The organism is Pseudocitrobacter sp. CD920760 (assembly GCF_057782505.1).
In genome coordinates this window covers 4,907,142-4,928,678 of record NZ_CM173490.1, presented here as the reverse complement: position 1 = coordinate 4,928,678, position 21,537 = coordinate 4,907,142, and the positions used below count along the sequence as shown (strand labels likewise).

The window sequence follows — 21,537 nt, the reverse complement described above, 5'->3', positions numbered from 1 at the left end:
GGGCAGTGCGTTAAGTATTTAGTGGAGAATTCTTTTGCGCGTCAGCCGTTCACTTACGATCAAACAAATGGCAATGGTTGCAGGCGTAACCATGGTGTTCGTGTTTGTCTTTTGTTTCATTCTGCTTTTTCACTTTGTGCAGCAGAATCGCTATAACACGGCCACGCAACTTGAAAGCATCGCCCGTTCCGTTCGCCAGCCGCTTTCTGCGGCCATTCTCAAGGCCGATATTCCGGAAGCGGAAACCATTCTTGGCCGCATTCAGCCTTCCGGCATTGTGAGCCGGGCCGATGTGGTGTTGCCTAACCAGTTCCAGGCGCTGCGCATGAGTTTTATTCCGGAACGCCCGGTTCCGGTGATGATCACCCGTATTTTTGAGCTGCCGGTACAGATTTCGCTACCGCTCTATTCGCTGGAACGCCCGGCAAACCCACAGCCGCTGGCTTATCTGGTGCTTCAGTCCGATTCGTACCGCATGTACAAATTCGTGATGAGCGCCCTCGCTACGTTAGTGACTGCTTACTTACTTTTGGTGCTGATCCTCACCGTGGCGCTGACGTGGAGCATCAACCGCCTGATTGTGCGCCCGCTGCGCGCGATTGCCAATGAACTGAACGACCTCTCGCCGGAAGAGCGCGTGGGCCATCAGCTCACACTGCCGCGTCTGCATCACGACGATGAAATCGGCAAAATGGTGCGCAGCTACAACCGCCATCAGCAGCTTGCTTTGCGCCAGTATGATGAGCTTTGCAGCCGAGCAACGCGTTTCCCGGTTTCCGAATTACCAAATAAAGCCTTTTTACTGGCGTTGCTTGAGCGAACCGTCAGCCAGCAGAAAACCACCGCGCTGTTGATGGTGGCGTGCGAGACCTTGCAGGACACAGCGGGCGTTCTGAAAGAAGAGCAGCGCGAAATGCTGTTGCTGACCCTGGTTGAGAAGCTGAAACAGGTGATCTCACCACGCATGGTGCTGGCGCAGGTCAGCGCCTATGACTTCGCCATTCTGGCTGAAGGCGTTACCGAACCGTGGCACGCCATCACATTAGGTCAGCAAGTACTCACTGTCATGAATGAGCGTTTGCCGTTGCAGGGTATTCAACTGCGCCCAACCGCAAGCGTTGGTATCGCCATGTTCGAAGGAGGGTTGAGCGCCGAGCAACTCTACCGTCGCGCCATTTCGGCGGCCTTTAGCGCGCGTCGCAAGGGCAAAAATCAGATTGAGTTTTTTAACCCGGAGCAGATGGAAAAAGCGCAAAAACGCCTGACGCAGGAGAGCGACATTCTCTCGGCGCTGGAACACCATCAGTTTGCCATCTGGCTACAGCCGCAAATCGATACCGAAACCGGCAAGGTGTGCAGCGCGGAAGTGTTGCTGCGCCAGCAGCAGGTGAACGGCGATTGGGAGTTGCCAAACGACCTGATCGACACCATCGAATCCTGCGGGCTGATGGTGACCGTCGGCCATTGGGTGCTGGAAGAGGCGTGTCGTCTGCTTTCCGCGTGGCAGAAGCGCGGCATCATGCTACCGCTGTCGGTCAATCTCTCTGCCCTGCAACTGATGCATCACAACATGGTGCCGGATATGCTGGCACTGCTCGAACGCTACCGCATAGCACCCGGCACGCTGGTGCTGGAAGTGACAGAAAGCCGCAGCATCGACGATCCCAAAGCCGCTGTAGCGATTCTGCGCCCGTTGCGCAATGCCGGGGTGCGTATCGCGCTGGATGATTTTGGTATGGGCTATGCGGGACTCCAGCAGCTTCAGCATATGAAGTCGCTGCCGGTGGATATCCTGAAAATCGACAAGCTGTTTGTGGATACCCTGCCGGAAGATGCCAGCATGGTCGCGGCGATTATTCAACTCGCACGCAGTCTGCATCTGCGGCTGGTGGCGGAAGGGGTGGAAACGCAGGAACAATATGAATGGCTGAAGGCGGCGAATGTCGATGTGTTACAGGGTTTCCTGTTTGCGCGCGCGGTGTCACCGGAAAACTTTGAGCAGGACTACCTGCCGGATTCGGCGGTGAAACCCGATTGAAAATGATTTCGCAGTTGTGCGAGTCAGCTCAAGGTTTTTAACAATTCAGTTGCAAATGTAGCTATATATATTTCCGTAATGTTTCGTGGGTGTTATTTTGAGGTCACAAGTTGGGTAATCCCCTACCTGGTTTGTGGTTTTATCTTAAGGACATCCTATGAAAACCTCTTTCTTCAAAAGCCTCTACGTGCAGGTTCTGACCGCCATCGTCATCGGTGTGCTGTTGGGCCACTACTACCCTGAGTTAGGCGCGCAAATGAAACCGCTTGGCGACGCGTTCGTTAAGCTGATTAAAATGATCATCGCGCCTGTCATCTTTTGTACCGTCGTGACCGGTATTGCCGGGATGGAAAGCATGAAGGCGGTAGGGCGCACCGGTGCGGTGGCGCTACTCTACTTCGAAGTGGTCAGTACCATTGCGCTGATTATCGGCCTGATTATTGTTAACGTGGTGCAACCCGGTGCGGGCATGAACGTTGATCCGGCAAGTCTGGATGCGGGCGCCGTGGCCGTGTACGCCGAGCAGGCGAAGGATCAGGGCATTGTCGCTTTCTTACTGGATGTCATTCCTTCCAGCGTGATTGGTGCGTTCGCCAGCGGTAACATTCTGCAGGTGCTGCTGTTTGCGGTGCTGTTTGGCTTTGCGTTGCACCGCCTGGGCAGCAAAGGCCAGCTGATTTTTAACGTTATCGAGAGCTTCTCGCAGGTTATCTTCGGCATCATCAACATGATCATGCGCCTGGCACCTATCGGGGCGTTCGGGGCGATGGCCTTCACCATCGGTAAGTACGGTGTGGGCACGCTGGTGCAACTCGGCCAGCTGATCATCTGCTTCTACATTACCTGTATTCTGTTCGTGGTGGTGGTACTCGGTTCTATCGCCAAAGCCACCGGCTTCAGCATCTTCAAATTCATCCGCTATATCCGTGAAGAGCTGCTGATTGTACTGGGCACGTCGTCTTCCGAATCGGCGCTGCCGCGTATGCTGGACAAGATGGAGAAACTGGGTTGTAAGAAATCGGTGGTGGGGCTGGTGATACCGACCGGATACTCGTTTAACCTCGATGGCACCTCTATTTACCTGACGATGGCGGCGGTGTTTATCGCCCAGGCGACCAACAGCCACATGGATATTTTCCATCAAATCACCCTGTTGGTGGTGTTGTTGCTCTCCTCCAAAGGGGCGGCGGGTGTCACCGGAAGCGGGTTCATCGTGCTGGCGGCAACTATCTCTGCCGTTGGGCATTTACCGGTCGCGGGCCTGGCCCTGATTCTGGGTATCGACCGCTTTATGTCGGAAGCGCGCGCCCTGACTAACCTGATTGGTAACGGCGTGGCAACGATTGTGGTGGCGAAACGCGTTAAGCAGCTCGACCAGCAGCAGCTGGATGATGTGCTGAATAATCGTACGCCTGCCAACAAACCGCACGAATTATCCTCTTAAATCCTCATCTTAAGCCCGTACTCCCTTGCTGGAGTGCGGGCTCCTGCGCATAATTAGGCGGCGTTGCATATTGCATGCAGCGACGTCATGCTATCGTAAGACATTATTTTTCGTAGCGATGTGACGTTTTGACGATCGTGTGGTCAAACAGACGTGTTTACGACATTCTTTTCGGCAACCACGACGTGTGGATTGCCTTTGTAACCAGGAACGTTCATCAGGGGTTCACATGCAGGGCACAAAAATTCGACTCTTAGCTGGCAGTTTGCTGATGATGGCGACAGCGGGTTATGTGCAGGCAGAGGCGCTACAGCCCGATCCCGCCTGGCAACAGGGTACCCTGGCTAATGGTTTTCAGTGGCAGGTGCTTTCCACACCTCAGCGTCCCAGCGATCGCGTTGAAATCCGGCTGGTGGTGAATATCGGCTCGCTCTCTGAAAGCGCGCAACAAACCGGCTACAGCCACCTCATTCCCCGCATTGCGCTGACGCAAAGCGGAAGCTTACAACCGATGCAGGCTCGCTCACTGTGGCAGCAGGGCATCGACCCGAAACGGCCGCTGCCGCCGGCGATCGTTTCCTATGATTACACCCACTTTAATTTAAGCCTGCCGAACAACCGCACAGACTTACTGAAAGAGTCACTCTCCTGGCTTGCCAGCGCGGGCGGCAGCGTGTCGATTACGCCGCAGACGATAGAACATGCGTTGAATACGCAGGATATGGTGGCAACCTGGCCGCAGGATACCAAAGACGGCTGGTGGCGCTATCGCCTGAAAGGCTCCACTATGCTGGGCCACGACCCGGCAGAGCCGCTGAAGCGCCCGGTGGATGCCGAACAGGTGAAAGCGTTCTACCAGAAATGGTACACGCCGGATGCGATGACCCTGATTGTGGTCGGCAACGTCGATAGCCGCACGGTTGCCGAGCAAATCAACAAAACCTTCGGCGAGCTGAAGGGCAAACGTGAAACGCCTGCGGCAGTGCCAACGCTTTCGCCGCTGCGTCCGGAAGCGGTCAGTATCATGACCAAAAACGTCACCCAGGATCGTCTGTCGCTGATGTGGGATACCCCATGGCAGCCTATCCGCGAATCTGCGGCGATGCTGCGTTACTGGCGTGCGGACCTCGCGCGTGAAGCGCTGTTCTGGCATGTTCAGCAGAAACTGAGCAAAAACAATGCGAAAGACATCGCGTTAGGCTTTGATTGCCGGGTGCTGTATCTGCGCGCTCAGTGTTCCATCAACCTGGATTCCCCGGGCGATAAGCTCGACGGTAACCTTGGCGTGGTGGCGAAAGAGCTGGCAGAAGTCCGCGAAAAGGGTTTGCCGGTCGAAGAGTTTGACGCGCTGGTCGCGCAGAAAAAGCTGGAGCTGCAAAAACTGTTCGCAACTTATGCCCGCACCGACACCGATGTGCTAATAAGCCAGCGTATGCGTTCATTGCAGAATCAGGTGGTGGATATCGCGCCAGAGCAGTATCAGCAACTGCGCCAGAACTTCCTTGATACGTTAACGCTCGATATGGTGAACCAGGATCTGCGCAGCCAGCTGTCGCAGGATATGGCGCTGATTTTGCAGCAGCCTGCCGGTGAGCCGGAGCATAATATGAAGGAACTGAAAGCCACGTGGGATAACGTGATGGCAGCGCCTGCGGCGGCAGAACCGGTAAGCGGGGATGACGTGCGCCAGGACGTGTCGGATATTCCGCCACAGTAACACAACCCTAACCCCGCCCTCTCCCTGAGGGAGAGGGAGAAAAACCGCACACGCTTAACCTTTGGCACAATCGGCCCCCTCTCCCTTAGGGAGAGGGGGCTCGCCTTTAAGCCGGCATCGCCTCGCGCGGAATAATCGCGCCGCGATGCTGAATTACGGTGCTGGCGGTCAGGTGACCACGTTGCGCTGCTGCTGTTGCATCGCCGCCGGTCAGACGTACCGCCAGGTAACCCGCACTGAAAGAATCGCCCGCTGCGGTGGTATCCACAACTTTCTCTTTCGGCAGTTTCACCGCAGGAACATCAACCACGTTCTGGCCTGCAATCGCTACCAGACAGGAGTCGGCGCCGCGTTTCACCACCACTTCCTGCACGCCTGCCGCATGGGTACGCGCGATCACTTCTTCAACCGGCTTCTCGCCCCACAGCGCGTCTTCGTCGTCCAGCGTCAGGAAGGCGATATCGGTGCATTCCAGCATCTGTTGGTAAACCTGCTGGGTTTCTTCTTTGCTGGCCCACAGGCGCGGACGGTAGTTATTGTCGAAAATGACTTTCCCGCCGTTGGCGCGGCATTCGCGCAGCAGAGAGAGTAATTTTTCGCGGCTGGTCGGGCTTAAAATCGCCAGGCTGATCCCGCTCAGGTAGAGGTAGTCGTAGGTCGCCAGCTCTTCGCAAACGGCGGCAGCTTCATCGCTTTCCAGCCAGAATTTTGCCGCCGCTTCGTTACGCCAGTAGTAGAACGTGCGCTCGCCGGTATCGTCGGTTTCGATGTAGTAGAGGCCCGGCATGCGGTTGCTCATGCGCTGAATCAGCCCGGTGCCGACGTTTTCTGCCTTCCAGGCATCCAGCATCTGCTGGCTGAACGTATCGGTGCCCAGCGCGGTGACGTAGTCGACGCGCAGCGCCGCGGAATCAACCTGGCGTGCGATATACACTGATGTGTTTAAAGTGTCGCCGCCAAAGCCGCGGGTTACGTCTGCGCCCTTCTCGGACAGCTCAATCATGCATTCGCCAATCACGGCAATTTTTTTAGACATAGTCGTGAACCTGATCTGAATCGGAATATTAGCGCTAGTGTGCGCTGCGCTGTTTTAGTGGTCAACTATATTAAAACATCGTTCCATTATTTTTTTGAGCTAGCGCGTGTTAGCGCAAATTTTTGCACATAAAGTTCTCCTTTAACCCGCCGATAACCTGTTGACGAGTTCCATTCGATCCCTCATTGCAACAGGAAGCTGAAATGAAGTTAACGCCGGTCATCCCGCAGTTGAGCATTCCTGAGCCAGGTCTCGCGAATCTGCAGGCACAGCACTACTGGCTGGAGTGTGAACGCGCCTACACTTACCAGCCCATTTACACCACCGAAGGCCGCCTGATGGCGATTGAAGTGCTGACGGTAGTGACGCATCCCAACCATCCCTCGCAACGCATTGCGCCAGACCGTTATTTCTCTGAAGTGCCCGTCAGTCAACGTATCGCCGTCTTAAAAGAGCAACTGCACATGCTGATGCTGAAGCAGGAATTCTTTGCACAGAACCAGATCCTGGCGTCGGTCAACGTGGATGGCCCCACGCTGATGGCGATGCAGCAGGATCAGGCGCTAAAAAATATGATTGAGCCGCTCGACTGGCTGCGTTTTGAATTAGTTGAGCATACGCGTCTGCCGCAGGAATCGTCGTATGCGTCCATTTGCGAGTTTGGCCCGCTGTGGCTCGATGATTTTGGCACGGGCATGGCAAACTTCTCGTCACTCAGCGAAGTGCGCTACGACTACATCAAAGTCGCCCGCGACCTGTTTATCATGCTGCGTAAAACCCCCGAGGGGCGCAATCTCTTCACCATGCTATTACAGCTGATGAACCGCTATTGCCGTGGCGTGATCGTAGAAGGTGTCGAGACCCAGGAAGAGTGGCAGGATGTGCAGGAATCGCCCGCTTTTGCGGCGCAAGGCTACTTTCTTTCCCGCCCGGTTCCCATGAAGACGCTCGATGATGTGGTGATAGCATTTTCCTGATTTATCCCGCTCTCTTCTCCCTCAGCTATCTTTATGAGAGGTGAGGAATTTCACAAAAGGAGCGAGCGTGACGAAATTAAGCAAAGCGATTGCCATCACCGCAGGGGTATTAGTGGCCCTGATTATCCTGCTGGTGATAATTATTGCGACCTTCGACTGGAACCGGCTGAAGCCAACCATCAACGAAAAAGTGTCCACTGAACTGCACCGGCCCTTCGCTATTCGCGGCGATCTTGGCGTGGTGTGGGAGCGTCAGAAGCAGGAGACCGGCTGGCGAAGCTGGATCCCCTGGCCGCACGTGCATGCTGAAGACATCATGCTCGGCAACCCACCGGATATTCCGGACGTCACCATGGTGCATCTTCCGCGCGTAGAAGCCACGCTCGCGCCGCTGGCGCTGCTCACCAAAACGGTCTGGCTGCCGTGGATTAAGCTGGAACAACCCGACGCGCGCCTGATTCGCCTCTCTGAAAAGAACAATAACTGGACCTTCAATATCGGCGACGGTAAGGACGAGAAAAACGCCCAGCCGTCGGCGTGGTCATTCCGGCTGGATAATATTTTGTTCGATCGCGGGCGCATTACCGTGGATGACAAAGTGAGTCAGGCGGCCATTGAGATCCTAGTCGATCCGCTCGGCAAACCGCTGCCTTTTAGTGAAGTGACCGGCAGCAAAGGTCAGGGCGATAACGCCAAAGCCGGGGATTATGTGTTTGGCCTGAAAGCGCAGGGGCGCTATCGCGGCGAGCCGCTCACCGGCACCGGTAAGATTGGCGGCATGCTGGCGCTGCGTGGCGAAGGACAGCCTTTCCCGGTGCAGGCCGATTTCCGCTCCGGCAATACGCGAGTGGCGTTTGTTGGCGCGGTCAACGATCCCATGAAGATGGGCGGGGTCGATCTGCAACTTAAATTCTCTGGCGACTCGCTGAGCGATCTCTACGATCTCACCGGCGTGCTGCTACCGGACACCCCACCGTTTGAAACGGATGGCCGACTGGTGGCAAAAATTGACAGCGAAAAGTCTTCCGTCTTTGACTATCGCAAATTCAACGGCCGTATCGGCGACAGCGATATCCACGGCTCGCTGACCTATACCACCGGGAAACCGCGCCCGAAACTGGAAGGCGACCTGGAATCGCGCCAGCTTCGGCTGGCGGATTTAGGCCCGCTGATTGGCGTGGACTCCGGGAAAGGCGCGCAAAAAGCGAAAAGCGCCGAGGCGCGTAAAGGGGAAGCCACGGTCCAGCCTGCCGACAAGGTGTTGCCTTATGACCGCTTCGAAACCGACAAATGGAACGTGATGGATGCGGATGTGCGCTTTAAAGGGCGTCGTATTGAGCACGGCAGCTCCTTGCCGATTAGCGATTTGTCCACGCATATCATCCTCAAAAATGCCGATTTGCGTCTGCAACCGATCAAACTGGGGCTGGCGGGCGGCTCGATCAGCGGCAATATCCATCTGGAAGGCGACCGTAAACCCATGCGCGGCCAGGCAGATATTCAGGCGCGTCGCCTGAAGCTGAAAGAGCTGATGCCCAACGTGGAACTGATGCAGAAAACGCTCGGTGAGATGAACGGCGATGCAGAATTTCGCGGCACCGGGAATTCCGTGGCCGCGCTGTTGGGCAACAGCAACGGCAACCTGAAGCTGCTGATGAACGATGGGCTTATCAGCCGTAACCTGATGGAGATTGTCGGGCTTAACGTCGGTAACTTTATCGTTGGGCAGATTTTTGGCGATGATGAAGTGCGAGTGAACTGCGCGGCAGCCAACCTCGATATTGTGAACGGCGTAGCGCGTCCACAGATTTTTGCCTTTGATACGGAAAATGCGCTGATTAACGTGACCGGCACCGCCAGTTTCGCCTCAGAGCAGCTCGATTTGACGATTGACCCGGAAAGTAAGGGGATTCGTATCATTACCCTGCGCTCACCGCTGTATGTGCGCGGCAGTTTCAAGAACCCGCAGGCGGGCGTGAAAGCCGGGCCGCTGATTGCCCGTGGCGCGGTGGCAGCGGCGCTGGCGACGCTCGTCACACCTGCGGCGGCGCTGCTGGCGTTGATTTCGCCGTCAGAAGGGGATGTGAATCAGTGCCAGTCGATTCTGGCACAGATGAAGCATTGATGTTGGACGGTGCGCGCTGATGCCCTCACCCTAACCCTCTCCCCAGGGAGAGGGGACCGACCGTGCGGTTTTCGCCCTCTCCCTGCGGGAGAGGGCGGGGTGAGGGGGTTTTTACAGCGCCTGATGCTTCGTCTCATGGGTCAGCAGCAGCGCAATCAGCGTCAACGCCGCCATTGCTGCCAGATACACGCCTACGTAGTACAGCCCGTAGCTGCCCTGTAACCAGGCCGCGATATACGGCGCAACCGACGCGCCAAGAATCGACGACACGTTATAAGAGAACGACGCACCGGTATAACGCACTTCTGTCGGGAATAACTCCGGCAGCAGTGCGCCCATCGGGCCGAAGGTCAGCCCCATCAGGCTCAGGCCAATCAACAGGAACAGCATAATCAGCGACGGCTCGCCGGACCCCAGCAGCGGCTGGAAGAAGAACAGGGCGAAAAGAATAATCAACGAGGTAATGACAATCATGCTGGAACGGCGGCCAAAACGGTCGGCCAGCAGTCCGGCAATTGGCACCATCACGCCAAAACCAATTACCGCCAGCATCAGCATCCACAGCACTTCGTTACGCGGCAGCCCCAGCCCGTTCGGCGCGGCGGCGGTGCTGTAGCTCATGGAGTAAACGGTCATGATGTAAAACAGCGTATAGGTCGCCAGCATGATAAAGGTGCCGAGAACCGTCACGCGCATATGTTTGGTCAACAGCGTGCCCATCGGCACTTTAACCTGTTTTTTTGCGGCGGCGACTTTCGCGAACACCGGCGTTTCATGCAGCGACACGCGGACATATAACCCGATAATCACCAGCACCGCAGAGAAGATAAACGGCACGCGCCAGCCCCAGCTCATGAACTGCTCGTCGGTCAACAGCCAGGAGAGCAGCAGGAAGGTGCCGTTGGCAAAGAAGAAGCCGATAGGCGCACCCAACTGCGGGAAAGACCCGTACAGCGCGCGCTTACGCGGCGGTGCGTTCTCCGTTGCCAGCAACGCTGCGCCGCCCCATTCACCGCCTAATCCCAGCCCCTGACCGAAACGCGCCAGCGCCAGCAGCATCGGCGCCAGAATGCCGATGGTTTCGTAGCCCGGCAGCAGGCCGATCACCACTGTGGAAATGCCCATCGTCAGCAACGAGGCCACTAACGTCACTTTACGCCCGACGCGATCGCCAAAATGGCCGAACAGCGCGGAGCCAATCGGGCGCGCGACGAAGGCAATGGCAAAGGTCGCCAGCGACTGGAGCGTGGCCGCGGCCGGGTCGCCCTGCGGGAAGAAGATGTGCGGGAAAACAATCACCGCAGCGGTGGCGTAAATGTAGAAATCGAAGAACTCGATGGCGGTGCCGATGAGTGAGGCGACGACGACTTTATTACGTGAGTTAACCGGTGCGATGTCTTGTTCGTTATCGAGTGTTGTGGCGGTAGCTTGCATAGTCTTTTCTTATTTTATAGCGAACGAACGGCCATATTAGACATAGCAAAATCGACATTTCAATCTGTAACAGACCGGGCGGGTGCGTGGAAAAGCGGCAAAAAGTGGATCGTTTTTAAGCCAGCGAAATCACTTCTATGAAATGCTTCACAGAATTTACACGTTAGTGGATAAAACTGGTTTTCGGTTAAAAAAAAGTTACTAACTGGATTTATCTGCTGAAATGATGAATTGGGCTGAAATTTTGCATTTTCATTCAGCCCGATAGTGCATTAACGGTGCGTTTTGCCTGGCATGCGCGGGTCATCTTTGTACTGCGCGGTGGCGATCCACGCCGCGCAAAACAGGGTTAAGCGTGCGAAGAAGTAGAAGAACGCCATCAGCCCCAGAACCGAACCAAATGCCGCGCCGGACGGGGATTTCACCAGCGCAGGCAGCGTCCAGGTCATGATGATTTTAATCACCTCAAAGCCAATCGCTGCAATGAAGGTGCCGCGAATCAGCGCCTTTTTGCGCGGGCGGTGACGCGGCAGTCGCCAGAAGATCCAGAAGAAGAGCAGATAGTTGGCAAAAATGGAAATCGCCAGACCAATCAATCGCCAGGCCGGTTTCAGCCACTCAATGCTGTCGAGATAGAGGGCTGAGATGATCATCTGCTGCGCTGCGCCGGAAACAGAAGTAATCGACAGGGTGACAATCAGCGCAACCAGCAGGCCAATCAGCGAGACAAAATCGCGCAGGTATTTAATCCAGATTTTTTCCTGATCCTGCGGGGTGCGTTCCCAGACATCACGCGATTGCGCGCGGATGGCCTCGCGCAGGTTGCCCATCCAGTTCACGCCGGAATAGAGCGCCACCACAAGCCCAACTAAACCGACAGTGGTACGCTGCTGGACGGCGGTGTTGATGGTGCTTTTTAGCGTGGTGGCAAGCGTCGGGTCACTCACATTGGTGAGGATTTTATCAAAGATGTCCTGCAACAACGTTGGGTGCGAGGCGAGGATAAAACCGCCTGCGGCAAAGGACACCATCAGAATTGGAATCATCGACAGGAACGAAAAGTAGGTGATCGCAGCACCAAACTGATTGCCCAGGCGATCGTTAAAGCGCTCGGCGGCGCGAAGCAGGTGGGCGATGATCGGTTGCTGCTGAATTTTCTGTGCGGTATGCGTGACTTTGTTCAGCGCCTGCGTCGCTTTTCCGGGCTCCTCAGGGGCCCGATGCGTTTCGGTATCAATGGATTTGATGGGGTCGTGCTCCAGTTCCTGAGTAGGACGTTTTACGTCATTTTCCGGCGTCATCAGGTCGGTTTTCCTTTTCTCTTGTTTACTATCACTAAATTATAGACTCTGCTAATCAACGTACTCTTTCATCACCTCCGTTAGCCATTCCATAAACAGATGAACGCGGCGTGATAGGTTGCGGCGATGGGGATAAATCAGCGATACCGGCATCGGTTCTGCGCGGTACTGCGGCAAAATTTCGATAAGCTTACCGCTGCGTAACGCCTCCCGCACGCCAACACGCGGAACCTGAATTATCCCCAGCCCGGCAAGGCAGGCGGCGTGATAGGTTTCGGTGCTGTTGACCGTCAGCACGCCACCGGTTTTTACCCAGCGCGTGGTGTTATCAATAACCACTTCAAACCCCTGCGGGCGCACGCCGAGGCTGGTGGCGTAATGCACCACCGCATGGTCGTCGAGTGCGTCCAGCGATTCTGGATAACCGAATCGCGCCAGATAATCCGGGCTGGCGCAGTTTATCACCGTCAGTTTGCCGAGCGGTCTGGCGATTAATCCTGAATCCTTCAGGTGACCCACGCGTACCACGCAGTCAAATCCTTCACGAATGACATCCACCAGGCGGTCGCTGCTGCTCAGTTCCAGCTCAATGCCGGGGTAGTGCTGCAAAAACGCGGGCAGGCGGGGAATGACCACATTTCGCGCTACAGCAACGGGCATATCGACGCGCAGCCGCCCGCTCACGCTGCTGGGGTCGCTTTGAAACATGCTGTCGAGCTCTTCCAGATTGCTGAGCAGATCTTTGGCGCGCTCGTAGTAGACCATGCCGTCCTGCGTCAGTTGGACGCGCCGCGTGGTGCGGTGCAGCAGGCGGCAGCCGAGCTGGTTTTCCAGCGCCTGAATCTGGCGCGATACGCTACCTTTAGGAAGGCCGAGGGTATCGGCGGCGCGGGAGAAACTCTCCAGTTCCGCCACGCGGATGAACAGTTGCATTGCGTGAATTTTATCCATCCCCAACCCTTATTGTTGTTTTGAATGAGACAGTGAAGCGTAATCAGCAATATTTATTGTTCTTTTATCACCTAATAAGCTTGTTCTCAACGAACAACCCCACTGAAATGAGGTTTCTCATGACGCAACGTATCGCATTAGTGACTGGCGGCAGCCGTGGACTGGGCAAAAATGCCGTATTGAAGCTGGCGGCCCAGGGAACAGATATTATCTTTACCTGGAATAGCCAGCAGCAGGCGGCGCAGGATCTGGTGAAAGAACTTCAGCAAACGGGCGTGAAAGCGGTGGCATTACAGCTTAACGTCAGTGATATCAGCACGTTTGGTGATTTTGCTCAGCAGGTTCAACAGGCGCTAAAAGAGACGTGGCAGCGCGACACGTTTGATTATTTAGTGAACAATGCCGGAATTGGTATCAATGCTCCATTTGCCGAGACCACGGAAGCACAGTTTGATGAATTATTGAACATCCAGTTTAAGGGGCCATTTTTCCTGACTCAGCGCCTGCTGCCGCTGATTAAAAACGGCGGACGCATCCTGAACGTCTCGACGGGGCTGGCGCGTTTTGCGCTTCCGGGGTTTGCCGCTTATGCCGCCATGAAGGGGGCAATGGAAGTGTTAACGCGTTATCAGGCGAAAGAACTGGGCGAGCGCGGCATTGCGGTCAATGTGATTGCGCCGGGGGCGATAGAAACCGACTTCGGCGGCGGCAGTGTGCGTGATAATGAACAGATTAATCAGTATATTGCCTCGCAAACCGCGCTGGGGCGCGTGGGTATGCCGGACGACATCGGCGATGCGATTGCCGCACTGCTGAGCGATAAGCTCGGCTGGATGAACGCGCAGCGGGTGGAGGTCTCCGGGGGGATGTTTTTGTAGGGGCCCCTCACCCCAGCCCTCTCCCACAGGGAGAGGGAGAAAACCGACGCAGTTCTGTAGGCTATGCACAATCAGTCCCCTCTCCCTGTGGGAGAGGGTTAGGGTGAGGGGCTCCCCAACAACACGTGCTATTTCACACCTGGTAACACTCAACCTTTCTCACTGCCTTTTCTTTATTTCCGCCATCGCGCTATTCTTCTGGAAATTAATATTTATCCCGCTGACAATTATATTCAGGATTTCCTTAAATAGGATGTAATAAACAATATGAATAAGTAATACTTCCCCATGCCTCTAACTCATTCATAACAAAAATGTTTTTATTTTTGTTTTCATCAGTAAAATAGCCCAGGCCAAACAGCGAGTTCTTATTTACCTCCGCTAGTAATACCCTTCACCCTTCAATGTGTAGGGTTCATTTTTCTGATGAGGAATCAGTATGCAGGTAATCATGTTTGACAGGCAGTCGATATTTATTCATGGAATGAAGATCAGTTTGCAGGAAAATATTCCTGAAGTAGATATTTACGCCGTCAGTCAGGCTGATGAACTGTGGCGACGGTTGCTGGAATATCCAGAGGCATTACTTATTCTGGATGGCGACATGGATAAATCGTTTTGCAGTTGGTTATTGCAGGAAAAAGCGCAGCAGTTTCCGTCATCGCATACGGTGATTGTGGCGAGTGATTGCCAGCAGGCCTGGCTGAAAGAGTCGCTTGCGTGGAATGTGCAGGCTATTGTGCCACGTGATGAAAGCGTCGAAACGTTTGTGCAGGCGATTAACAGCGCCGCGTGCGGGTTAATGTGTCTTCCCGGCGGCTGGACGTTTAATTACGAAAACGAGAGATGTGGTCTTGAGAAGCTTAGCCATCGCCAGCGTGAAATTCTGGAGCTGCTGGCGAACGGCGAGTCGAATAAAGAGATCAGTCGAACGTTGAATATCAGCGCGGGTACGGTGAAAGCGCATCTGGAATCACTGTACCGGCGTCTGGATGTGAAAAACCGCACCCAGGCGGCGATGTTATTCGGCGCGCATGAGCTCCCGCCCCAGATCTGTTCGGAATAAGGCACATTCGGCCTGACGCTGTTTGTTCAGGCCGTTGCTTCTCACCCCGTTTAACTCTGTTTCTGCCAGCCATACTGCAAGTGCTTTCGCGAACTGGCGCTGATTGATGTAGCGCACTACAGCGGAAGCGGCAAATGTCTCGGGGCCTAAACTGAGTGCCAGCGATATCAGCGCATCATATTGAATCTGCACCAGTGGCACCTTTATCTCTTGCGCCAGTACGCGCTGGCAGGCGTAAATATCCAGCTGTAACAACGCGTCGGCCTGTGGCTGGCTAAGCGGCGTATTGAACGTCTCACTCCCCTGAATCAAATGACCATATCCCACGACCCAAAGATGGCATTCATCCTGGTAGGGCTCAGCAGAAAACCCCTGACATTGTTTAATAAACGCTAACCCTTCCGGGCTGAGGCGCAGGGCAGTATTTGGCATTTTTCTTCCTCACTCAGATGGTTAGCGAGTGTAGAGGATGGGGAATCGCGCGCCTATTCGCCAGATGGCCTGGGTAAATCCTGCATGTGGCGAGAATATATTCCGCCAATCGTAAAATTCGCTGCAACAATAGAAATACGGGCCAACCGTTTGCGAAAAAGTCGTGAGAACGATCGAGTTTCGCGTCAGTGTCAGCGCAGCGGCCTTTTAATTTTAAGGGTTTCGTATATGTTGTATCGGCAAAAAAACAAAAATAAACCTTACTAATCTTCAGGTTACTTTCCTACTGTGGGTTAAGGACGTGGATGATGCCTACTCCATCGCATCAATTATTTGAACATTGCCTTGGCGTGATCCGCCAGGCGTCTGTGGAGATCCTCAACCTGCTCGACATGCGCGTCGGGGAAGGTAAGGAGCCTCGTTGGTTTCTGGAGCAACTGGATCAGGCCCGGCTGAATCTTGGCGGCTGGGCGAGCGTGGCGAAAAAGCTGAACCTCAATGATGCCGAGCTGAGCGAGTTCACCCTGCAACTCCGTCATTTACAGAAACTGGTGCCGCACTATGAGCGCGGGCAACCCATCACGGAGGATCAGCTGATTGCTGCGGCGCGAATGGTGGCCGCGCTGGAGCTGATGCGCCGCCGTCAGCCGTTGCTGGTCTTTGAGAGCGACTCTGATGCGGATGCCGAGCAGTTGGAGGCCCTGGCGCTGCGGCAGCTGCGGATGATCCAACTGATGCTGACCGCGCTTATTCGTCAGGCCTGGCCGGATACCACCCGTTTGCACAATCACCTCAAACTACAGTTTGGCGCGGACTGCGTGCGGGGCTGGCTCTCGCGCAGCAAAGAGGGCGATATTCTCAGTGGCATGCAGTTCAGCGAGCTGGCGCTACTGGTGGTGGATAAAAAAGAGTTTTCGCGCCACTACGCTTCGCTTTTCCACAGTACGACCCTGTTGACCTTCCATGCGGACCCTCGTCTGACGCTGCATGCTTTCCTGGATGATATCCGCCTGATGCGCAAGGCGGTGGTCAGCCAGCGGGCCGTGTCATCCACCGCTTTTCTGCTGCTGGATATCTATGCCCGGCAGATTGCCACGCCGATTCAGCGCGCGTTTGAGCAGGGCAGAACGTTGGTGAATCCCGCAAGCCTGATGGCGACAGACGGTAACGTGGTGCAGCATTTCTGGGATGAGCAACGCGAGTTTGCCCGGCTTAACGGTGCGGATGAGCAGCCTGTCCATGAGTCTATTGAACGAACTCGTAAAAAATCAGCCCGTACGGTGGAAGCGCGGGATAAATTAATCTCCTCGGGGCTGTGGGCCGCCGTGGGCCTGATGGTGGTGGCGATGGTTGTTGGGGGCATCTGGATGCTCAATGCGTCGCCTGCCGCGCCAACGGCCAGCGCATCGACAACGCCTGCGCCGGGAATTGAAGCGCCGTCGCGTGAGTCACCGCGAGAACAGCTGGCGAATCGCGGTATTAATTGGGATATCAACGGATTACGTTCGGCTATCGATCGTAACGATGCGGGTGTCGTACAGCTGTTTATGCGTGGCGGGATGGACTGGCAGCTCGCCTGGACGGAGCAGGCGCTGTCAGCACAGCACGATGAGGTGATTGCTTTGCTGCTGCGATATCGCCTGCAAATGGATGAGCCAAAACCCTGTCGGCGCTTTATCACCGCTCTGAGCCACGCGCTGGCGGGCGGTGAAGCGCTCACGTCGTCAAGAAGAGATCTTTTACAGACGTTTTGCACCCGCCCCGCCGTGGTTGAACGTCAACGACGGGAAGTGGATAACGCCCGACAACGCGTGAAGGCCGAGCCGACGACACACAATAAGCGATGGCTGGACGTACAGCGCGAGATTTATGCCGTGATTAAATAGCGGTTATTGAGCCATTGTAGGCCGGGCAAGCGCAGCGCCCCCGGCGGGTGCGGTGTAAATGCCTGATGCGCTTCGCTTATCAGGCCTACGGTTTTTTCACGTTATTAAGGCTCGCCGTACAAACCAATCAAACGGCGTACCACGCCGTTGGTCCAGCCGAAACCATCCTGTAACGGATACTCCCCGCCGCCCCCTTCGCGCGGCGTGCCTTCGGCGATGTGATACTTCTCAATTAGCTTATGATGGTCGCGATAGAAATGATTCACCGTCTCCAGCCAGTTATGGGCGATTTCGTTGCCCAGCACGTCGTGGCCGTAGAGTTTGAATCCCTGAATCGCCATCCACTGTAGCGGGGCCCAGCCGTTCGGATAATCCCACTGCTCGCCGCTTTCATACTCTGTTGCCAGAATACCGCGCGGCGTGAGCAACCGGGCGCGGACGGCAAGCGCCAGCCGGTCTGCCTGTTCATGCGTCGCCATGCCGACATACAATGGCACGACGCTGGCGGCGGAGAACAGCGCCTGTTGCTCGCGGCGCCAGTCGTAATCGCGGAACAGACCATTTTCTTCATCCCACAGATAACGCGTCACCGCTGCACGGCGTGCGCTGGCTTTCTGTTTAAACAGCGCCTGTGTCTCTTTATCGCCCTTCAAACCAGAAAGATTAGCGATGGTGTTTTCCAGTTTGAACAGAAAAGCGTTCAAATCGATGGGAATAAACTGGGTCGTCCGGATGCTTGCCAGTCGCGACGTATCGCGCAGCCAGCGTGAAGAATAGTCCCAACCGGATGCTGCCCCGGCGCGCAGGTCGCGATACACCTCATTGGGCGGTCGGCCTGAATGCTGCGCCGTTTCGACATCTTCAATCCATGACTCATCACGCGGCGTGTCGCGGTCGTCCCAGTAGCGGTTGAGCAATGAACCGTCCGGCATGCGCACCACGTGGCGATAAGCCTGATTGGGAATGAGCGAATCCGCGCCATCCATCCAGAAGCTGTACTCCATCTTCAGATGGTCGAGGTAGCGTTTCGCGCCGCGCACGCCATCCTCTTCGAACAGTTCAACCATCAGCGCAAACACCGGGGGCTGCGAGCGGCTGAGGTAGTAGGTGCGGTTGCCGTTAGGAATATGCCCGTAGCGCTCAATCATCCACGCGAAGTTATCGGCCATGCATTTCAGCAGGTCTTCCCGACCGCTCTCCGCCAGGCCAAGCATGGTGAAGTAGGAGTCCCAGTAGTAGGTCTCGCTAAAGCGCCCGCCGGGCACGATATAGGACTGCGGCAGCGCCAGCAGCGACGAACCGGGAATATGGTCCTGCGGCTCGCGGGTGAGCACCGGCCAGAGCGTGTCGATGTGCTCCTTCAGCGATTTATCCGGGTCCGAAACGTATTCACTGTCGCGCAGTTCCGGCGGCCAGAAGTTCTCTTCCACAAAACGGCGCAGATCAAAGCCAGGTATACGCTTGATACGGCGATAATGGATGAGAATATCCAGCGGATCTTTCTTCGGCGCGCAGTCAGGAAACGTTTTGCTATCGCTAAAAATGCGTGCGCGCTGAACGTTTTCGAACAGTTCCAGATAACGATCGGCTGGCGTTAAGGCATCGGAGGCGGGTAGCCCCTCAATGACTTCCGGCTCCGGTTCGGCATCGAGCATTTCATCCAGTTTTAATTCGTACGGATCCGCTTCGTAGCACAGCTCGATATCAATGGCTAAGGCCTCGGACTCTTCGTGACGTATTTTCTGGTTGAACATATCGCAGGTCACCTCCGGTGAGCGTCGTTTTACATCCCGGTTTTATCCGGCCACTTATAAAGCGTAGACATTCGCTTCGGTTACGGGTGAGCAAAGCGTGCGGAAGATCACATTTTATGGCGAGGTGATAAGAGGGTTTTTTTTCAGGTTTTTGAAAAATAATAAAAAATGGGAATCCCGGTTTTCACCGTCGCCGGGATTTTCAGAACAATCGATTGTAACGGGTTTTAACGCGGACTGAATTTATAAAACAGATTCGGCTCGCTGACGATGTAAAGATTACCCGTGCCGTCGGTAGCGATACCTTCCGGCTGTGGAATATCACGGGAAAGGCCGTAATGGCCCGCCGTCAGCGACATAAATTTCAGGTTATGTTCGCGGTCTACCAGCACGACTTTTTGCGAAATGTCGGAGAGAATATAGAGGTTAGACGTCGAGCCATCAAAATCCATTCCGGAGATATCGCGCACATACCAGGAGAGCATTAATTCATTGAGCGGACTTATATCCGTTTTGAATACCCCTTCGTTATCGAGGATATTAAAAATGCGGACGGGTTTTTTCTCCTGGGCTGTCACCATGCGAGACAGTTCGGGTTTCCAGGCTAATCCTTCCACGCCGCTGTTTTCCTTTTCCGCCTGAACTGCCGGACGATAAATTTCGGCATGGCTGATATCCACTTTTTGTGTATCGTTATTAATGGTGACGATAGCCAGCGTGCCGCTCTTTTCTTTGGAAAGGTAAAAGCGTTGATTGCCGATATATTCAATGGCCTCAAGGTCTGCGGGTGTATCCGTTTTGATACGGCGCAGCACCTTCCCATCCGTGCTAAGTTCCAGAATTAAAGAGGGCGCATCGGTGACGGCGAACAGCGTTTGTGTGTCTTTATTCCAGGTCAGACCGGATAATCCGCCCTCCAGACCTGAAATCTGTTTGGCGTCGATCGTGACGTGGTAGTTATCTATTTGTGGGTAATTTGTGATGTAGTAATAGAAAGAGAAAATACAAAGAAGAACAATAATAAAGCCTGATAATATTTTAGTTTTCTTATTCTTCATAAACCCACAGGGAATTAACGGGAGAGTCGGATATCCCCTATATGTTTTCATATAGGGGATTGCGCGTCATATATTAACGCATAGTAACAAACTCTTCCGCCGCTGTCGGGTGAATTGCCACGGTATTATCGAAATCTTTTTTGGTTGCGCCCATTTTCAGCGCCACGGCGAAGCCTTGCAGCATTTCATCCATACCAAAGCCGATGCCGTGAATACCGACAATTTTCTCTTCCGGGCCAACGCAAACCAGCTTCATACGGCACGGCTGGCGATGCGTGGTAACAGCGGTATACATTGCGGTGAAGGACGACTTATAAACCTTCACGGCGTCGTCGCCATACTGCTCACGCGCCTGCGGTTCGGTTAAACCGACGGTGCCGATGGGCGGATGACTGAAGACCACCGTCGGAATGTTACTGTAATCCAGGTGCTCATCTGGCTTGTTATTAAACAGACGCTCTGAGAGACGACGACCTGCGGCCACGGCAACCGGCGTCAGCTCAACGGCACCGGTGTTATCGCCCACCGCATAAATTCCCGGAACGTTGGTGTTCTGGAATTTATCAACGACGATGTAGCCTTTATCGTTGGTTTTCACGCCCGTTGCGGCCAGGTTGAAGTTGTCATTCGCCGGTTCACGGCCAATCGCCCAAATCAGGCAATCTACCGTCTGGCTGCGGCCATCTTCCAGTTCAATGGTCAGGCTGCCGTCGGCGTTTTTCACGACTGCTTTAGGAATAGCCTGGGTATGCAGCGTTGGGCCTTCCGCGTTCATGACTTCCACCAGTGTTTCGACAATCAGCGGGTCGAAGGTACGCAGCGGCGCGTGTTTACGCACAAACAGGTGCGTTTCCGCGCCCAGTCCGTTAATCACGCCTGCCAGTTCCACAGCAATGTAGCCCGCGCCGACAACGGCAACGCGTTTCGGCAATGCCGGCAGCGCGAAGAAACCGTCGGAATCGATACCGTATTCCACGCCCGGAATATCCGGATGGCTTGGGCGACCGCCGGTGGCGATCAGGATATGATCGGCAGTGATCGTTTCCCCGTTCACTTCCACGGTTTTCGCATCAACAAAGCGGGCAAAGCCTTTAATGACGTCGACTTTGTTTTTCGCCAGGCCGTTGTCATACGACGTATGAATACGGTCAATGTAGGCCGTGCGGCTGGCAATCAGCTTGTTCCAGTCGAAGTCGTTGATGGTGGTATCAAAACCGTAATCCGGGCCATACATGTGGATGGCTTCGCGGATTTGCGCGGCATGCCACATCACTTTTTTCGGCACGCAACCGACGTTAACGCAGGTGCCGCCCAGCTCTTTGGCTTCAATCAGCGCGCACTTCTGGCCGTACATCGCCGCACGGTTAATCGAGGCGATGCCGCCGCTGCCGCCGCCAATAGCGATATAGTCGTAATGTTTGGTCATGACCGCTCCTTCCT

16 protein-coding genes are annotated in these 21,537 nt (G+C 55.0%); 8 read left to right on the top strand and 8 right to left on the bottom strand.

Annotated features, from left to right (window positions below):
* The first annotated feature begins 34 nt into the window (after positions 1-34).
* The 3 genes from hmsP (at position 35) to AC1MKH_RS23225 (ending at position 5,199) form a co-directional block, all read left to right on the top strand.
* The gene (gene hmsP, locus AC1MKH_RS23235; RefSeq protein ID WP_276218943.1) at positions 35-2,038 is read left to right on the top strand and encodes a biofilm formation regulator HmsP; all 2,004 of its coding nucleotides are present in this window, start codon (positions 35-37) and stop codon (positions 2,036-2,038) included.
* A 157-nt stretch (positions 2,039-2,195) separates the two neighbouring features.
* Positions 2,196-3,482 carry a dicarboxylate/amino acid:cation symporter gene (locus AC1MKH_RS23230; RefSeq protein WP_276218941.1) on the top strand — a complete coding sequence of 429 codons (1,287 nt, stop codon included), beginning with the start codon at positions 2,196-2,198 and terminating at the stop codon, positions 3,480-3,482.
* 229 nt (positions 3,483-3,711) lie between these two features.
* On the top strand, positions 3,712-5,199 hold the full coding sequence (locus AC1MKH_RS23225; RefSeq protein WP_276218939.1) for a M16 family metallopeptidase: 1,488 nt from the start codon (positions 3,712-3,714) through the stop codon (positions 5,197-5,199).
* Between the two features lie 106 nt (positions 5,200-5,305).
* Here the strand turns inward: AC1MKH_RS23225 and kdgK are convergent, their stop codons facing one another.
* Positions 5,306-6,235 carry a 2-dehydro-3-deoxygluconokinase gene (kdgK, locus tag AC1MKH_RS23220; protein WP_015962581.1) on the bottom strand — a complete coding sequence of 310 codons (930 nt, stop codon included), beginning with the start codon at positions 6,233-6,235 and terminating at the stop codon, positions 5,306-5,308.
* A 203-nt stretch (positions 6,236-6,438) separates the two neighbouring features.
* Between kdgK and pdeH the strand changes: the two genes are divergently transcribed.
* Positions 6,439-7,212 (top strand): cyclic-guanylate-specific phosphodiesterase, encoded by a 774-nt coding sequence (pdeH, locus tag AC1MKH_RS23215; protein ID WP_276218937.1) that lies wholly within the window; start codon positions 6,439-6,441, stop codon positions 7,210-7,212.
* Positions 7,213-7,300: 88 nt separating this feature from the next.
* On the top strand, positions 7,301-9,337 hold the full coding sequence (locus AC1MKH_RS23210) for an AsmA family protein (protein WP_442961889.1): 2,037 nt from the start codon (positions 7,301-7,303) through the stop codon (positions 9,335-9,337).
* Between the two features lie 111 nt (positions 9,338-9,448).
* Here the strand turns inward: AC1MKH_RS23210 and AC1MKH_RS23205 are convergent, their stop codons facing one another.
* The 3 genes from AC1MKH_RS23205 to AC1MKH_RS23195 form a co-directional block, all read right to left on the bottom strand.
* A complete protein-coding gene (locus tag AC1MKH_RS23205; RefSeq protein ID WP_015962584.1) occupies positions 9,449-10,771 on the bottom strand; it encodes an MFS transporter in 1,323 nt (440 codons plus the stop codon).
* A gap of 272 nt (positions 10,772-11,043) precedes the next feature.
* Positions 11,044-12,072, bottom strand: coding sequence for an inner membrane protein YhjD (yhjD, locus tag AC1MKH_RS23200; RefSeq protein WP_276218932.1), 1,029 nt, complete (start codon positions 12,070-12,072; stop codon positions 11,044-11,046).
* A gap of 51 nt (positions 12,073-12,123) precedes the next feature.
* Complete coding sequence (locus AC1MKH_RS23195) at positions 12,124-13,023, bottom strand: LysR family transcriptional regulator (protein ID WP_015962586.1); 900 nt, start codon at positions 13,021-13,023, stop codon at positions 12,124-12,126.
* Between the two features lie 119 nt (positions 13,024-13,142).
* Here AC1MKH_RS23195 and AC1MKH_RS23190 point away from each other — a divergent pair, with 119 nt between their 5' ends.
* Together AC1MKH_RS23190 and AC1MKH_RS23185 are read left to right on the top strand one after the other, a co-directional pair.
* A complete protein-coding gene (locus tag AC1MKH_RS23190) occupies positions 13,143-13,901 on the top strand; it encodes an SDR family NAD(P)-dependent oxidoreductase (protein ID WP_276218928.1) in 759 nt (252 codons plus the stop codon).
* Positions 13,902-14,340: 439 nt separating this feature from the next.
* On the top strand, positions 14,341-14,967 hold the full coding sequence (locus AC1MKH_RS23185) for a helix-turn-helix transcriptional regulator (protein WP_276218926.1): 627 nt from the start codon (positions 14,341-14,343) through the stop codon (positions 14,965-14,967).
* On the opposite strand, the gene AC1MKH_RS23180 is transcribed toward AC1MKH_RS23185, so the two are convergent.
* Positions 14,923-15,399, bottom strand: coding sequence for a lysozyme (locus tag AC1MKH_RS23180; protein WP_276218924.1), 477 nt, complete (start codon positions 15,397-15,399; stop codon positions 14,923-14,925). The two genes, AC1MKH_RS23185 and AC1MKH_RS23180, sit on opposite strands and share 45 nt — an antisense overlap.
* 305 nt (positions 15,400-15,704) lie before the next feature.
* Here AC1MKH_RS23180 and AC1MKH_RS23175 point away from each other — a divergent pair, with 305 nt between their 5' ends.
* Positions 15,705-17,285 carry an STY4199 family HEPN domain-containing protein gene (locus AC1MKH_RS23175; protein WP_276218922.1) on the top strand — a complete coding sequence of 527 codons (1,581 nt, stop codon included), beginning with the start codon at positions 15,705-15,707 and terminating at the stop codon, positions 17,283-17,285.
* A 104-nt stretch (positions 17,286-17,389) separates the two neighbouring features.
* Here the strand turns inward: AC1MKH_RS23175 and AC1MKH_RS23170 are convergent, their stop codons facing one another.
* The 3 genes from AC1MKH_RS23170 to gorA all read right to left on the bottom strand — a co-directional run bounded on the left by AC1MKH_RS23170 (position 17,390) and on the right by gorA (position 21,523).
* Entirely contained in the window at positions 17,390-19,039 is a 1,650-nt protein-coding gene (locus AC1MKH_RS23170) for an alpha,alpha-trehalase (protein WP_276218919.1), read from the bottom strand.
* Between the two features lie 227 nt (positions 19,040-19,266).
* Entirely contained in the window at positions 19,267-20,097 is an 831-nt protein-coding gene (locus AC1MKH_RS23165; RefSeq protein WP_276218917.1) for an SdiA-regulated domain-containing protein, read from the bottom strand.
* A 73-nt stretch (positions 20,098-20,170) separates the two neighbouring features.
* The gene (gorA, locus tag AC1MKH_RS23160; protein WP_276218915.1) at positions 20,171-21,523 is read right to left on the bottom strand and encodes a glutathione-disulfide reductase; all 1,353 of its coding nucleotides are present in this window, start codon (positions 21,521-21,523) and stop codon (positions 20,171-20,173) included.
* Positions 21,524-21,537: the final 14 nt, after the last annotated feature.